Consider the following 15,990-nt stretch of genomic DNA (forward strand, 5'->3'; position numbering starts at 1 on the left):
GTCTCGAGCACCGGCCACTCGCCTCCGACGCGGCTCCTCCGCCGACCGCGCCCCGTCCCCTCGCATCCCTCTTCGCCTGAGGTTCGTCGCCGGTGACAGTAAGGGAACTTTCCTGTCACCAGTGACAGGAAAGTTCCCTTACTGTCATCTCAGGCGAGGGCGTGGGTGACCTCGGTGTGGGAGAGGTTGTGGGCCTCGGCGACGGCGGCGTTGGTGAGGTATCCCTCGTGGGTGTTGAGGCCCTCGGCGAGCGCGTCGTCGGCGCGGCAGGCGTCGCGCCAGCCTTCGTCGGCGATGCGGAGTGCGTACGGCAGCGTGACGTTGGTGAGGGCGTGGGTCGACGTGCTGGGCACGGCACCGGGCATGTTGGCCACGCAGTAGAACACCGACTCGTGCACGGTGTAGGTCGGCGCGTCGTGCGTGGTGGGCCGGGAGTCGGCGAAGCAGCCGCCCTGGTCGATGGCGATGTCGACGAGCACGCTGCCGGAACGCATCTGCGAGACGAGTTGGTTGGAGACGAGCTTCGGGGCTCGCGCGCCGGGGATGAGCACGGCGCCGATGACCATGTCGGCGGAGGTCACGGCCTGTTCGAGGGTGTAGCGGTTGGAGGCGATGGTGCGCATCTGGCCGCGGTAGTCGCGGTCGATGTCGCGAAGCTTGTCGACGTTGGTGTCCAGCACCTCCACGTCGGCACCCATGCCCAGCGCGATACTCGCCGCGTTGAGCCCGGCGACTCCGCCGCCGATGACCACGACACGGGCCGGCGGCACGCCGGGCACTCCGCCGGGCAGCACGCCCCGGCCTCCGGTGGGGCTCATCAGCGAATACGCGCCGACCTGCGCGGAGAGCCTGCCTGCGACCTCGCTCATCGGCGCCAGCAGGGGTAGCCCGCCGCCGGGGGTCTGGACCGTTTCGTAGGCGATGGCGGTGGCTCCGGAGGCGAGCAGTGCCCGAGTCAGTTCTGCCTCGGCGGCCAGGTGCAGGTAGGTGAACAGCACCTGGCCGCGCCGCAGCCGCGGGTACTCCTCGGCGATCGGTTCCTTGACCTTGAGCACGAGCTGGCCTTCGGCCCAGACCTCGTCGGCCGATGGCAGGATCTTCGCCCCCGCGGCCAGGTAGTCCTCGTCGGGAATCGCCGAGCCCGTCCCGGCTCCGGTCTCGACGAAGACCTCGTGGCCGCGGCTGACGAACTCGTACGCCCCCGCTGGTGTGCACGCCACCCGGTACTCGTGATTCTTGATCTCGCGGGGCACTGCGATCTTCACGGCGAAGTCCTCTCGTCGTCCTCGCGCACTGTGGTGCGCGTTCCTCGTCCGGGACGCCTCCTGGGCGTTCAGATGTGTTGCGCACCACGATCCGCTGCCGGGAGCGGCGACGCATCGTGCCCACAGGACGACCTCGACCCGTTGCGTTGTGCGTGAGCACAAATCGCGCGGCGTATGCGGCCACGCTGGACGACGACACGGATGAAGCGAAGAAAGGGCGGCGCGCTCGACCAGCCTGGGGGTCACCGGGAGCACGCCGCCAACCCCAGTGTAGGACACGACCGCGTGTTTGCCGACGCCCCCTGGGCCCCGAACGGGGAATTTCCCAGGGCGGAGTTCATACACCAGCGTCACTCGAAACGGTGACCTTCACTCCGTGGTTGTGCAGTCGCGCGGGGCACGCGCCGATGACCACTCGCAGTGCGGACGAACGCCACCCGAATTGGTGGCGAGCACGGTTAAACCGCCCCCGTCGAATACGTCGGCTCACGACCCCGGGAGAGCACGACATGGACCGGACAGCCTCCACCGCCGAAACCCCTGACCACGAGCCGGACGCAGGCACCGAACACCAGCACGACCACTGGCGACGCGACGTCCTCGGCCGGCTCGACACGCTGGACGGCGCCGTTACGGCAGGAGCCGACACGCTGATCCCACTCGCCCGCACCGAGCTCTACCGACTGTCCGAAGGGTTCCGCAGGCTGCTCGACGAACACCGCCCGGACGCTGAGGGACGCTGCCACGCCTGCCCCGGCGCTTTCCGCGGCCGCCGCTGGCCGTGCTCGGTCTGGACTACCGCCTACCGCTACCTCGTCGGCGACCACTCCGACCAGGCGAACCGGGCCCGCCGCAGCCGGTTCCGCACACGCCGGGCTCATGCAGGGCCGACCCGCCACCACACCGAGCACACCGGCCCGGTCGTGGCCGAGATGATCGTCCGGTCCGGGGACGAGGGGCCGAGCGAATGGGACACCGACGAGTTCGAGCTCCCCGACCTCGCCACTGGCCGGGCCCGGCCGCAGCCACCGATGGGCGGACATCTCGAAACCGATCACACGCGGATCCACCGGGCAGGTGTGGTTGACAGGACGGCCCGCTGACGTCGGCATCGCGTGCCTGAACTGCTCCCGCACCAGCCTGTCGACCCGCACCAGTTCGTCCACCCGTATGAGCGATGAGGCACGATGGACACGCCCGGATCGTGACGCCGGGCGAACGTGACGCCATTCGGGAGGACGGGTTTTGCACGACCGCAGCGGTCGCATCGCGGTACACGGCCTCAGCAAGTCGTTCGGCCAAGTCGACGCGGTGCAGGACCTCAGCTTCACGGTCGAGCCCGGTGTGGTGACCGGATTCCTCGGGCCGAACGGCTCGGGCAAGACGACCACCCTGCGCATGATCCTCGGCCTGGTCACCCCGACAGCGGGGCACGCAACGATCAACGGCGTGCCGTTCCAGCAACTGAGCAACCCAGCCACGGTCGTGGGCGCGGTGCTCGAAGCGCAGAGCTTTCACGGCAGTCGCACCGCACGCAACCACCTTCGCTGCTACGCGGCCGCGATGAACGTGCCCGACGAGCAGGTCGAGCGGGCGTTGGACCTCGTCGGCCTGAGCAGCGCGGGCAGGCGCCGGGTGGGTGGGTACTCACTCGGCATGCGACAGCGCCTGTCGCTGGCGACCGCACTGCTCGGTGACCCGCAGGTGCTGGTCCTCGACGAACCCTCCAACGGTCTCGACCCGGAAGGCATCGCCTGGTTGCGCGGGTTCCTTCGGTCCTTCGCGGCCACCGGCCGCACGGTGCTCGTGTCCAGTCACCTGTTGCGCGAAATGGAACACACCGTCGACGACGTCGTGATCGTCAGCCAGGGCCGGTGCGTCTACAACGGCGACCTGGAACGGATACGCGCCGAGCAACGCACCCGCGTGCTCGTTCAGGCCTCCGACCCGGCGGCGCTCGTCACGGCACTGCAACAGCGGGGATATCGCGTCGAGTACGAGCAGGACGGGCAACTCGCGGTGTACGACACCGACTCCCGCACGGTCGCCGACCTCGCCCTCGACAGCGGCGTCGCGCTGTACGGGATGCGGGACGAACACGTCGATCTTGAGCAGCTTTTCTTCCAGCTGACCCGCGGGCAGTACCACGCGGCGGCACCGACGAACGGCGCGCAGTGGGGCTCACCCGGCGGGCCGGGGCAGCCCGACCCGTACGCACCGCCGCAGCAACCACCCGATCAAGGACGACCGAACCACGGTGGACACGCCGGCCTCGGAGGGGGTGCCTGATGGGGCCGCTGGTCAAGGCCGAGTTCCGCAAGATCTTCACCACCGGTGTGTGGTGGGGGATGCTCATCCCGGTCGCGATTCTGAGCTTCTTCGCCTCCTGGGCCGGTACCGCGCTCGGCGCCGTCCAGGAGATCCAGGACAGCGTCGGCCAGCCCCTGCCGCTGGGGCTGCTCACGGTGTCGATGTCGACGAACTTCTGCACCGTGTTCGCGGTGCTGTTCGGCGCGTTGTCGTACTCCTCCGAGCACAACAACAAGAACATCACCACGACGTATCTCACCGGGAATCCCCGTGGCGCCGTCATGGGTGCCAAGCTCATCTCCTACGCGAACCTCGGCCTGCTCTACGGTCTGGTGAACCTGGTGCTCGCCAGCCTCGGCGCGCTGCTCGGCGCCGGTCTCGCCGGATTCGGCAACCCGGCAGACTGGTTCGCGGTCGGCGCAGCCGGACTGCTGTCGATGATGCTGTGGACGCTGCTTGGCGTCGGCCTCGGCGCGATCATCACCAACCCACCGCTGGTCATCGTCACGGTGCTGGTCTACAAGTTCTTCGAGTTGGTGCTCGCCCCGTTCCTGGCGACCAGCGAATGGTCCGAGCTCGCCGGCTATCTGCCGGGCGCGGCGGCCTCCGGGATCGTCGGCAACATCGCCGTGCCGGTGTTCATCCGGGCGGTCGCGGGAGACAACGAGCAGAACGTGCCCGCCGAGGCGTTCGAGTTCCTGCATTTCACCTTCGGCGGCACGTACGGACAGCCGTGGTGGGCGAGCGTGCTGACGTTCGCCGGCTACGCCGCCGTCGCCGTCGTCGGCGGCTGGCTCCTCAGCCGCAGGCGCGACATCACCTGAGAGTGGATTTGGGAGCTGGCATGTGTGCCCGTAGGGCACGCCTCCTACAGCCGCACGGCAGGGTGAGAAACTCCGGCGTTCCAGTACGTGCCTCGTAAGGCAGGGGTTCTCGCCGCGTACGCGTGGTGCTCAAGGCGTGAACCGGGGCGGCGGTACCGGGCCACCCACCCAAGTTCTCACATGCGTTCTGAGACGAGGTGTGTCTCGCGACGCCGAGGGCCGGGTGACAGGAAGGTTCCCTTACTGTCAGACGAGGCGCTTCTCGAACCAGTGCGCGGCGTAGGCGTTGTCGTTGTAAGCCTGGACCTCCGCGTAGCCGGCGGAGGCGTACAGCGCGCGAGCCTCGTGGAGTTCGGCCGCGGTGTCCAGCCGGATCCGGTCGCAACGGTAGCGCCGCGCGTGGGCTTCGAGCTCCGCCAGCAACGCCCGGCCTGCTCCGCGACCGCGCAGCGCGGGTGAGATCCACATGCGACGGATCTCGCCCGCCCCGTCGGAGTCGGTCCGCAGCGCACCGCAGCCGAGCACCGCACCACCGGATCGGACCAACAGAAACACCCCTGCGGGTGGAACGAAGTTGGTCTTGGCCGGTGGAGCGGCTCGGCTCGTGTCGAAACCGTCCGGAAACCGCTCCTCCAGTTCGGCGACGTAGGACGACAGCGCGCCCTGGGCCTCAAGACTGTCGATCGGTTCGGGCTCGATGGTGAAGCCTGCCTCGCGTGTCACACCGCCGAGTCTGCCCCTCACTCACGCAAGCGTGTCGACCCCGGTCCCGCTCAGCGCGTGACAGTAAGGGAACTTTCCTGTCACTGGTGACAGGAAAGTTCCCTTACTGTCACGCCCCCGGCGCCGGTGGGTGTGCCTAACCTGGGGGCGTGAGTGACTCCTTCGGATCCGACTCGAGTTCCGGCGGGTGGGTCCGTCGGATCTGGGCGGCCTGCTGGCGGCACCCGGCCGCGGTGCTGCTCTCGCTCGGCGCGTCGATGACCGCGGTCGGCACCGAGGCGGTGGTGCCGCTGCTGACGAAGTTCGCCGTCGATGACGCGGTGGCGCAGAGCACAGCCCGGCTCGGCTGGGTGGTGACCGCACTGGTCGCGGTCGGCGTCTTCCGGTTCGCAGCCGCGTTCGTCCGGCGCTACTGGGGCGGGCGGCTCGCGGTCGACGTGCAGCACGACCTCCGGCGTGCCGTGTTCGCCTCCGTGCAACGCCTCGACGGCGGCAAGCAGGACGCGCTGCGCACCGGGCAGGTCGTGTCTCGTTCGATCAGCGACCTGCAGCTGGTCACGTCGCTGCTGATGATGTTCCCGCTGGCGTCGGGGATGGTCGTGCTGGCGGTCGTCGCGTTCGTCGCGATGCTCTGGCTCTCCCCGCTGATGACGGTCATCGCACTGGTCGTCGGCCCGCTGATGGCGTTCGTGTCGGCCCGGAGCAAGCGCACGCTGTATCCGGCGACGTGGTCGGCTCAACAACGCGCCGCCGACATCGCCCAGCAGGTCGAGGAGACCGTCACCGGAGTACGGGTCGTCAAGGGATTCGGGCAGGAAGGACGCGAAGTCTCCCGGCTACGAGATCGGGCTCGCACGCTCTACGCGGAACGGCTGCGAACGGCCCGGTTGGCGTCGATGCCGACGGCACTGATGTCGGCGCTACCCGCCGCCGGCCAGGTCGCGGTGCTGGCGCTCGGCGGTCTGCTCGTGATGCGCGGGCAGATCAGCGTGGGAACCTTCGTGGCGTTCGCCGGCTACATGGCGATGCTCGTCGCTCCGGCCCGGATGCTGTCCGGGCTGATCATCCAGGCCCAGCTCGCTCGCGCCGCGACGGAGCGCATTCTCGGCCTCATCGACTCGCAGCCCGAGGTCCGCGAAGCGCCGGACGCGGTGCCGTTGCCCAGCGGACCGCTGCGCGTCGAGTTGGACGGGGTGACATTCGGCTACACACGGGACCAACCGGTGTTGCGCGACGCCTCTTTTCAGGTGGAGCCTGGCGAGACCGTCGCGTTGGTCGGCTCGGCGGGCTCGGGCAAGTCCACGGTGTCGCTGCTGCTTCCCCGCTTCTACGACGTGCACGCGGGTTCGGTGCGGCTCCGGGCCGGCGAGGACGCGCTCGACGTGCGCTCCGTTCGGATGGATTCGCTGCGCACGGCGGTCGGTGTCGTGTTCGAGGAAGCGTTCCTGTTCTCGGACACCATCGGGGCCAACATCGCCTACGGCAGACCGGGCGCCTCCGATGCCGAGGTCCGTGCCGCAGCCGACGCGGCCGAAGCGCACGAGTTCATCACCGCGCTACCCGAGGGCTACGACACGGTCGTCGGCGAGCGCGGCCTCACCCTCTCCGGCGGACAGCGTCAACGGGTCGCGCTGGCGCGGGCGCTGCTGTCCGATCCGCGCGTGCTGGTGCTCGACGACGCGACCTCGGCGGTGGACCCGACGACCGAAGCCGCCATCCACGGCACCCTGCGGCAGGTCACGGCGGAGCGGACGACGTTGCTCATCGCGCATCGGCGTTCGACGTTGAACCTGGCGGACCGGATCGCCGTGCTCGACGAGGGGAGCGTCGTCGACGTCGGCACCCGGGAGCAGCTCGAAGCACGGTGCCCGCTGTTCCGGTCGCTGCTGGCGGGGCCCGGTGAGGAGATCGAGCGGATCCGGGACGACGCCCCCCAGCAGGACGAGTGGGACGCACAGCTGTGGCCGGAGGTGCCGAAGCCGGACGAGCTCGCCGCGCACACCCGGACGACCGACGCGGGGACCGGCCACTCCACTGTCGATTCGATGGCTCCGACACCGGAACTGCTGGCAGGGCTGCGTACCCTGCCTCCTGCTCGCGACCACCCGCACCTGCCTCGGAGTCTGGATCCGACCGCGCCGGACCCCCAGTTCCGACTGGCCCGGTTGGTGCGACCGATCCGGTGGGGCCTCGCACTGACGATCCTGCTGGTGGCCGCGGACGCGGCGACCTCGGTGGCGCTGCCGTCCCTGATCCGTGAGGGCCTCGACCGGGGGGTTTCCGTCGGGAACACGGCGACCCTCGGTGTGGTCAGCGTGATCGCGGCCGTCGTCGTGCTGGTGGGGTGGCTGGCCGTGCGGGCACAGACGATCGTGGCGGCACGCACCGGCGAGAGCCTGCTCTACCTGCTGCGTCTGCGCAGCTACGCCCATCTGCAGCGGCTCGGGCTCGACTACTTCGAACGCGAGCTCGGCGGCCGGATCATGACCAGGATGACCACCGACGTCGACGCACTGTCGGCATTCCTGCAAACCGGGATGGCACAGGCGGTCGTGAGTATCCTGACGATCTTCGGGATCACCTCGGCGCTGCTGATCACCGACCCGTCGCTGGCGGTGGTGGCATTCACGGTACTGCCGCCGCTGGTGCTCGCGACCGTGGTGTTCCGCCGGCTGTCGAGCACCGCGTACGCGGAGGCGCGGGAGAAGGTCAGCACGGTCAACGCCGACATGCAGGAGAACGTCTCCGGGCTCCGCGTCGCCCAGGCGCACCGCCGCGAGGAGCACTCGGCGTCGATGTTCGCCGAACGCAGTAACGACTATCGTCGGTCCCGGCTGCGGGCGCAGCGCTACGTGGCGACCTACTTCCCGTTCGTGGCCTTGCTCTCCGAGTTGGCCCAGGCGGCGGTGCTCGGTGTCGGCGCGGCGCGCGTGGCCTCGGGGACGCTCACGGCCGGTGTGCTCGTGGCGTTCCTGCTCTACCTGGGGCTGTTGTTCGGCCCTGTCCAACAGCTCGGATCGGTGTTCGACAGCTACCAGCAGGCGCGGGTGGGTATGCGTCGGATCGGGGATCTGCTCCGCACCCCCACGTCGGTTCCCGAACCGCAGCGGCCGGTGGCGGTGCCGTCCCGGCTGCGGGGAGACGTGGAGTTGCGGTCGGTGTCGTTCACCTACGGCGGCCCGGAATACGCGGTGCGGGACATCACGTTGCACGCGTCGCCGGGAGAAACGGTGGCTCTGGTCGGGCCGACGGGCGCAGGGAAGTCGACGTTGGTGAAGTTGCTCGCGCGCTTCTACGACACCACCGAGGGTTCGGTGCTCGTCGACGGGGTCGACGTGCGTGCCTACGACCTGGCCGCGTTCCACCGGCGGATCGCCGTGGTCCCGCAAGAGGGACACCTCTTCGCGGGAGACGTGGCGACCAACATCGCCTACGCGGTGCCGGGTGCGAGCCCGGACGACATCGAGGCGGCCGCCCGCAAGGTGGGTGCGCTGGCCGCGATCGCCGCGTTGCCCGACGGCTTCCGCACCGAGGTCGGCGAGCGGGGCAAGAACCTCTCGGCGGGTCAGCGTCAGCTGGTCGCACTCGCCAGGGCGGAGCTGGTCGATCCCGACCTGCTGTTGCTCGACGAGGCGACGGCCGCGTTGGATCCGGCGACGGAGGCGATGGTGGTCGACGCGAGCGCCCGGGTCGCCTCGTCGCGGACGACCTTCGTGGTGGCACACCGGCTGGCGACGGTGGCGCGGGCGGACCGCATCGTCGTCGTCGACGGCGGGCGGATCGCAGAGCAGGGTTCGCACGACGAGTTGCTCACTACCGGTGGCCACTACGCACGACTGTGGGAGGCGGGGGACTTCTCGGCGCCCGAGACGGGCCGGGAACACGCCGACACCGGTACTCCCGGCTGAGTGGTCGCGGACTGATCCGCATCCGGTTTCCGCGACGGCAGACCCACCCGCACACCCTCCACGTCCCGCGGTGTGACCGATCGTGTCCCACTCGGCGGGAGCCGCGTCCGGCTCCGAAACACCGGGTGCGGAGCGGACGACATGACAGACGGAACAGTACGGACGCACTCCGCCTGGGCGGCGGCGCATAGTACTCGATCGACGCCCCGTTCGCGTGACCCGACCGGGGAGAAAATCGGGGATCCGAGTGATCCTGATCGATTCTGTGACCGGTTTTCCACCCACGCCGGTCCTCCTGTGTGCCACCGGCCCGACAAGGACCGCTAGCCTGGTACGTGAGTGTGTCTGTAAATCACGAGCAGATGGATTGAGGCGAACGCCAGCCGTGTCCAGCAGCAGCCCTGCTTCACAGTTCGGCCCCAATGAGTGGTTGATCGAGGAGATGTACGAGCAGTTCCTCCACGATCCCTCCTCGGTAGACCCGGCGTGGCACGAGTTCTTCGCCGACTACAAGCCGACTGAGGCCGCCACCGACAACACCGTTGCCGCGACGTCGCGCGCAGCCACGTCCGACGCGAGTGGTTCCGGCGGTGCCGCCACCGCGACCACCACCGGCGGGGACGGCAACGGGCAGGTTTCCCGGCAGGCCGCGACCTCCGCGAACAACCCAGCCCCGAACACCGCCCCTGCGAAGGACGCCACTGCGCGGCAGGACGGCGCGTCGCAGAAGAAGGACGGGACGGCGCAGAAGTCCGGTGCGTCCCAGCCCGCCGAGGCTCCCGCGAAGCAGCAGTCCCAGCAGTCGGCCAAGCCGTCCCCACAGCAGGCCGCCAAGGCCGCGCCGGTCAAGAACGGCACGGACGGAGGGGACACCAAGTCGCTGCGCGGCGCCGCCGCGGCGATCGCGAAGAACATGGAACAGTCGCTGACCGTTCCCACCGCCACCTCGGTGCGCGCGGTCCCGGCGAAGCTGCTGTTCGACAACCGCATCGTCATCAACAATCACCTGAAGCGGAACAAGGGCGGCAAGGTCTCGTTCACGCACCTCATCGGCTACGCGCTGGTGCGGGCGATGCGGGACTTCCCGAACATGAACCGCCACTACGGTGAAGACGCCAAGGGCAAGCCTGCCGCGATCACGCCCGAGCACATCAACATGGGCCTGGCGATCGACATGCCCGGCAAGGACGGTGACCGCAACCTCGTCGTGGCCTCCATCAAGGGCTGCGAGGAGATGACCTTCCAGCAGTACTGGCAGGCCTACGAGGACATCATCCGCAAGGCCCGCAACAACGCGCTCACCGCGGACGACTTCGCGGGCACCACGTTCTCGCTGACCAACCCCGGCCCGTCGGGCACCAACCACTCGGTGCCACGGCTGACCAAGGGGCAGAGCGCGATCATCGGCGTGGGTGCGATGGACTACCCCGCCGAGTTCCAGGGCGCCAGCGAGCAGACACTCATCGACATGGGCATCAGCAAGATCGTCACGCTGACGTCCACCTACGACCACCGGGTCATCCAGGGCGCCGAGTCCGGCGACTTCCTGCGCAAGGTGCACCAGCTGCTGCTCGGCGAGGACGGGTTCTTCGACGAGGTCTTCACCTCGCTGCGAATCCCGTACGAGCCGGTGCGCTGGACCCAGGACATCCCGGAAGGCGCGGTCGACAAGACCGCCCGGGTGCTGGAACTCATCGACGCCTACCGCACCCGCGGCCACCTGATGGCCGACATCGACCCGCTGAACTACCGGCAGCGCAGGCACGAGGACCTCGATGTCCTCTCGCACAGCCTCACCCTGTGGGACCTGGACCGGACGTTCCCGGTCGGCGGTTTCGCGGGCAAGGAGCGCATGAAGCTGCGCGACGTGCTCGGGGTGCTGCGGGACTCCTACTGCCGCACGGTCGGCGTGGAGTACATGCACATCCTGGAGCCCGACGAGCGCGAGTGGCTGCAGAAGCGGGTGGAGAAGCCGCACGTCAAGCCCGATCCGACGGAACAGAAGTACATCCTGTCGAAGCTCAACGCCGCGGAGGCGTTCGAGACGTTCCTGCAGACCAAGTACGTCGGCCAGAAGCGGTTCTCGTTGGAGGGTGCCGAGACCGTGGTGCCGCTGCTCGACGCGGTGCTGGACTCCTCGGCGGCTTCGGAACTCGACGAGGTCGTCATCGGCATGCCGCACCGTGGCCGCCTCAACGTCCTCGCCAACATCGTCGGCAAGCCGATCTCGCAGATCTTCCGCGAGTTCGAGGGCAACCTCGACCCGGGCCAGGCGCACGGTTCCGGTGACGTCAAATACCACCTCGGCGCCGAGGGCAAGTACTTCCGGATGTTCGGCGACGGCGAGACGACGGTCTCGTTGACGTCGAACCCGTCGCACCTGGAGGCGGTGAACCCGGTTCTGGAGGGCATCGTCCGCGCCAAGCAGGACGTCCTCGACAAGGGTCAGGAAGGCTTCACCGTGCTGCCGGTGTTGCTGCACGGCGACGCCGCGTTCGCCGGTCAGGGTGTGGTCGCGGAGACGCTGAACCTGTCGATGCTGCGGGGCTACCGCACCGGCGGCACCGTGCACGTGGTGGTCAACAACCAGGTCGGCTACACGACCGCCCCCGAGCACTCGCGCTCCAGCAAGTACTCGACGGACGTCGCCAAGGTCATCGGCGCCCCGGTGTTCCACGTCAACGGCGACGACCCCGAGGCGTGCGTGTGGGTCGCCCAGCTCGCCGTCGACTACCGGCAGGCGTTCGGCAAGGACGTCGTCATCGACATGGTCTGCTACCGCCGTCGCGGCCACAACGAGGGCGACGACCCGTCGATGACGCAGCCGGCGATGTACGACGCGATCGACAAGATGCGCAGCGTGCGCAAGACCTACACCGAGTCGCTCATCGGTCGCGGTGACATCACCGTCGAGGAAGCCGAGAAGGCGCTCAAGGACTACGCCAACCAGCTCGAGCACGTGTTCAACGAGGTTCGCGAGTTGGAGAAGCACCCGCCGGAGGTGAGCCCGTCGGTGGAGTCCGAGCAGACGCTGCCCGCGAAGCTGAACACCTCGTTGAGCCCGGAGGCCTTCCAGCGCATCGCGGACGCGCAGGTGAACTGGCCGGAGGGCTTCACGCCGCACTCGCGGGTCAAGCCGGTGCTGGACCGCCGCGCGAAGATGGCCACCGACGGCGGTGTCGACTGGGCGTTCGGCGAGCTGCTGGCGTTCGGTTCGCTGGCGATGGAAGGCCGTCCGGTGCGGCTCACCGGCCAGGACACCCGGCGCGGCACGTTCGGCCAACGGCACTCGGTGCTCATCGACCGCAAGACCGGCACCGAGTACACGCCGTTGCAGAACCTCAGCGACGACCAGGCGAAGTTCCTCGTCTACGACTCGGCGCTCTCCGAGTTCGCGGCGGTGGGTTTCGAGTACGGCTACTCGGTGGCGAACCCGGACGCGCTGGTGTTGTGGGAGGCGCAGTTCGGGGACTTCTTCAACGGCGCGCAGCCGATCATCGACGAGTTCATCTCGTCCGGTGAGGCGAAGTGGGGCCAGCGTTCGGACGTGGTGATGCTGCTGCCGCACGGCCACGAGGGCCAAGGCCCGGACCACTCGTCCGGCCGGATCGAGCGTTGGCTGCAGCTGTGCGCGGAGGGTTCGATGACGGTGGCGATGCCGTCGACGCCCGCGAACTACTTCCACTTGCTGCGGCGTCACTCGCTCGACGGCATTCACCGCCCGCTGGTGGTGTTCACGCCGAAGTCGATGCTGCGTCTGAAGGCGGCGACGAGCTCGGTCGCGGACTTCACGGAGGGCAAGTTCACCTCGGTGATCGATGACCCGACCCAGCCGGACCCGGCTTCGGTGACCAAGCTCGTGCTGTGCACCGGCAAGCTGTATTACGAGCTGGCCGACGAGAAGGAGAAGCGCGGCCTGACCGACACGGCGGTGGTGCGGCTGGAGCAGCTGTACCCGCTGCCGCACAACAAGCTGCGCAAGCTGCTGGATCGGTACCCGAACGCCACGAACATCCGCTGGGTGCAGGAAGAGCCTGCGAACCAGGGCGCGTGGCCGTTTCTGGGGCTGGCGCTGCCCGAGGTGGCTCCGGAGCGGTTCACCGGCATCGAGCGGGTGTCGCGCCGTGCGATGGCCGCCCCGGCATCGGGCATGAAGGTCGTACACGACGTCGAGCAGGCCGAGGTCGTCTCCGGCGCGTTCGACGACTGACGCCTACCACAGCAGCGGGCCGTCGGTTCTCCGGAACCGGCGGCCCGCCGTCGTGCGCGCGGGGGGTGGTGACAGTAAGGGAACTTTACTGTCACCGGTGACAGTAAAGTTCCCTTGCTGTCACCTCGGCAGCGAGACGCAAGAGTGCGAGGGAGGACGGGTGTACTTCACCGATCGGGGCATCGAGGAGTTGGAGGACCGCCGCGGCGAGGAAGAGGTCACGCTCGCGTGGGTCGCCGACCGGTTGCGCGCGTTCGTCGACCGCCACCCCGAGTTCGAGAACGCGACCGAACGGCTCGCCACATTCTTGGCGCGCGACGACGAGGACGATCCCGACGAGTGACGCGCTGACAGTAAGGGAACTTTCCGCGCACTGGTGACTGGAATGTTCCCTTACTGCCACGCGCTGTGCAGTGGTGCTTACCAGGCAGTGCAGAAAGTTGCGATGGACCCTGTACAGCGGGCCGGGACAGAATCCTTCGGAACCGTTCGACTGGGAACGGGCCGAGGAGGTAGCCGTGCGAGCACTGGTGAAGACGTCGCCCGCCCCGGGCTTGGAGCTGACCGAGGTGCCGGACCCGACGCCGGGACCGACGGACGTGATCATCCGGGTCCATCGGACAGGCATCTGCGGGACGGACCTGCACATCGAAGCGTGGGACGACTGGGCGGCGAAGACCGTGCCTGCTCCCCTCGTGATCGGTCACGAGTTCGCGGGCGAGGTCGTCGAGGTCGGGTCCGCGGTCACCCAGGTGTGTGTCGGCGACCAGGTCAGCGGCGAAGGGCACCTGGTGTGCGGGCGCTGCCGGAACTGCCGCGCAGGCCGCCGCCACCTCTGCGCGAACACGCGCGGGCTCGGCGTGCACCGGCACGGGGCGTTCGCCGACTACGCGGTGCTGCCCGAGTCGAACTGCTGGGTGCACCAGCAGGACCTCGACCCGGACGTTGCGGCGATCTTCGACCCGTTCGGCAACGCGGTGCACACGGCGTTGAGTTTCCCGGTGGTCGGCGAGGACGTGTTGATCACGGGCGCCGGGCCGATCGGGCTGATGGCGGTGGCCGTGGCGCGGCACGCGGGAGCCCGCAACGTCGTCATCACCGACGTCAGCGATCACCGGTTGGAGCTGGGGAGCAAGGTCGGCGCGACGCGGGCGCTCAACGTCGCGGAGTCGTCCGTCGAGGAAGCCCAGCGCCAGCTCGGGATGACCGAGGGCTTCGACGTGGGCATGGAGATGTGCGGCCAACCGGCGGCGCTGCGCGAGATGATCGGCAACATGTCCCACGGCGGCCGGATCGCGATGCTCGGCCTGCCCTCCGAGGGATTCGCCGTCGACTGGGGCCAGGTCGTGCTGAAGATGCTCACCGTGAAGGGCATCTACGGTCGGGAGATGTTCGAGACCTGGTACTCGATGTCGGTGTTGCTGGAAGCGGGCCTGGACCTCACCCCGGTCATCACCCATCGGTTCCCGTGCACGCAGTACGAAGAGGCGTTCGAGACCGCACGGCTGGGGCGTTGCGGAAAGATCATCCTGGATTGGACGGTGCGGTAGATGTTCACGATGCGCGACGAACTGCGCGGCAAGCTCGACGAGATCCGCGAGGCGGGCCTGTACAAGACCGAGCGGGTGCTGGCGTCGCCGCAGAGCGCCGAGGTCGGAGTGCAGGGCGACCGGAACCGGGTGCTGAACTTCTGCGCGAACAACTACCTCGGACTGGCCGACCATCCGAAGCTGGTGGAGGCCGCGCAGCAGTCCCTCGAGCAGTGGGGCTTCGGGATGGCCTCGGTGCGGTTCATCTGCGGCACGCAGGCCCCGCACAAGGAGCTCGAACGTCGCCTCGCGGACTTCCTCGGGCAGGAGGACACGATCCTCTACAGCTCGTGTTTCGACGCCAACGGCGGCCTGTTCGAGACGCTGCTGGACGAGCGGGACGTGATGATCTCCGACGAACTCAACCACGCGAGCATCATCGACGGGGTGCGGCTGTGCAAGGCGCGCCGCGGCCGGTACGCGAACCGGAACATGGCGGAGCTGGAACAGCAGCTGGCCGACACCCAGGACGCGCGGCACCGCTTGATCGTCACCGACGGCGTGTTCTCGATGGACGGATATCTGGCGCCGCTGGACGAGATCTGCGATCTGGCGGAGCGCTACGACGCGATGGTCATGGTCGACGATTCGCATGCGGTCGGGTTCATGGGTGCGACCGGAGCCGGAACACCGGAGTTGTTCGGCGTGCAGGATCGGGTGGACATCATCACGGGCACGCTCGGCAAGGCGTTGGGCGGCGCGAGCGGCGGCTACACGGCCGCGCGAGCCGAGGTCGTCGAGTTGTTGCGGCAGCGTTCCCGCCCGTACCTGTTCTCGAACTCGCTGGCACCGTCGATCGTGGCCGCGTCGCTGGCCGCGCTCGACCTCGTGGCTTCGGAGCCGTCGTTGCGGCAGCGTCTGCGCGACAACAGCGAGCTGTTCCGGCGTCGCATGTCCGAGGAAGGGTTCGACCTGCTGGACGGCGAGCATCCCATCATTCCGGTCATGATCGGGGGCGCCGCCGAGGCGGCGAAGATGGCGGATCTGTTGCTGGACAACGGAATTTATGTCATCGGGTTCTCGTTCCCGGTGGTACCGAAGGGCAAGGCCCGCATCCGCACCCAGATGTCGGCGGCACATTCGGCTGACGACGTCGAACGAGCCGTGTCCGCCTTCGTCGCGGCGCGCAACGCCATGGTCTGACTTGTCCGGCAGGCGCGT

Annotated in this window: 10 protein-coding genes; 8 read left to right on the top strand and 2 right to left on the bottom strand. The window is 68.6% G+C overall.

Translation table 11 applies throughout. From position 1 onward, the window contains the following. Positions 1-149: 149 nt before the first annotated feature. On the bottom strand, positions 150-1,265 hold the full coding sequence (gene ald, locus GIY23_RS18435) for an alanine dehydrogenase (protein WP_154077812.1): 1,116 nt from the start codon (positions 1,263-1,265) through the stop codon (positions 150-152). A gap of 509 nt (positions 1,266-1,774) precedes the next feature. On the opposite strand from ald, the gene GIY23_RS18440 reads away from it, so the two are divergent. The 3 genes from GIY23_RS18440 (at position 1,775) to GIY23_RS18450 (ending at position 4,399) form a co-directional block, all read left to right on the top strand. After that, on the top strand, positions 1,775-2,368 hold the full coding sequence (locus tag GIY23_RS18440) for a hypothetical protein (protein WP_228717377.1): 594 nt from the start codon (positions 1,775-1,777) through the stop codon (positions 2,366-2,368). A 142-nt stretch (positions 2,369-2,510) separates the two neighbouring features. Further along, complete coding sequence (locus GIY23_RS18445) at positions 2,511-3,554, top strand: ABC transporter ATP-binding protein (protein ID WP_154077813.1); 1,044 nt, start codon at positions 2,511-2,513, stop codon at positions 3,552-3,554. Next, on the top strand, positions 3,554-4,399 hold the full coding sequence (locus GIY23_RS18450) for an ABC transporter permease (protein WP_154077814.1): 846 nt from the start codon (positions 3,554-3,556) through the stop codon (positions 4,397-4,399). Before GIY23_RS18445 ends, GIY23_RS18450 begins: the two co-directional genes overlap by 1 nt. 246 nt (positions 4,400-4,645) lie before the next feature. Here GIY23_RS18450 and GIY23_RS18455 read toward each other — a convergent pair whose 3' ends face one another. Continuing rightward, on the bottom strand, positions 4,646-5,122 hold the full coding sequence (locus tag GIY23_RS18455) for a GNAT family N-acetyltransferase (protein ID WP_228717378.1): 477 nt from the start codon (positions 5,120-5,122) through the stop codon (positions 4,646-4,648). A 149-nt stretch (positions 5,123-5,271) separates the two neighbouring features. On the opposite strand from GIY23_RS18455, the gene GIY23_RS18460 reads away from it, so the two are divergent. The 5 genes from GIY23_RS18460 (at position 5,272) to GIY23_RS18480 (ending at position 15,972) form a co-directional block, all read left to right on the top strand. Continuing rightward, positions 5,272-9,030: an ABC transporter ATP-binding protein gene (locus GIY23_RS18460; protein ID WP_228717379.1), complete on the top strand. Its 3,759-nt coding sequence runs from the start codon at positions 5,272-5,274 to the stop codon at positions 9,028-9,030. Between the two features lie 385 nt (positions 9,031-9,415). Further along, on the top strand, positions 9,416-13,240 hold the full coding sequence (locus tag GIY23_RS18465; protein ID WP_154077816.1) for a multifunctional oxoglutarate decarboxylase/oxoglutarate dehydrogenase thiamine pyrophosphate-binding subunit/dihydrolipoyllysine-residue succinyltransferase subunit: 3,825 nt from the start codon (positions 9,416-9,418) through the stop codon (positions 13,238-13,240). 160 nt (positions 13,241-13,400) lie between these two features. Further along, positions 13,401-13,583, top strand: a complete 183-nt coding sequence (locus GIY23_RS18470) for a DUF6104 family protein (protein WP_154077817.1) — start codon at positions 13,401-13,403, stop codon at positions 13,581-13,583. 175 nt (positions 13,584-13,758) lie between these two features. Continuing rightward, positions 13,759-14,790, top strand: a complete 1,032-nt coding sequence (gene tdh, locus GIY23_RS18475; RefSeq protein WP_154077818.1) for an L-threonine 3-dehydrogenase — start codon at positions 13,759-13,761, stop codon at positions 14,788-14,790. Next, positions 14,791-15,972: a glycine C-acetyltransferase gene (locus tag GIY23_RS18480; RefSeq protein ID WP_154077819.1), complete on the top strand. Its 1,182-nt coding sequence runs from the start codon at positions 14,791-14,793 to the stop codon at positions 15,970-15,972. Positions 15,973-15,990 lie beyond the last annotated feature (18 nt).

Source organism: Allosaccharopolyspora coralli (assembly GCF_009664835.1).
Taxonomy (GTDB): Bacteria; Actinomycetota; Actinomycetes; order Mycobacteriales; family Pseudonocardiaceae; genus Allosaccharopolyspora; species Allosaccharopolyspora coralli.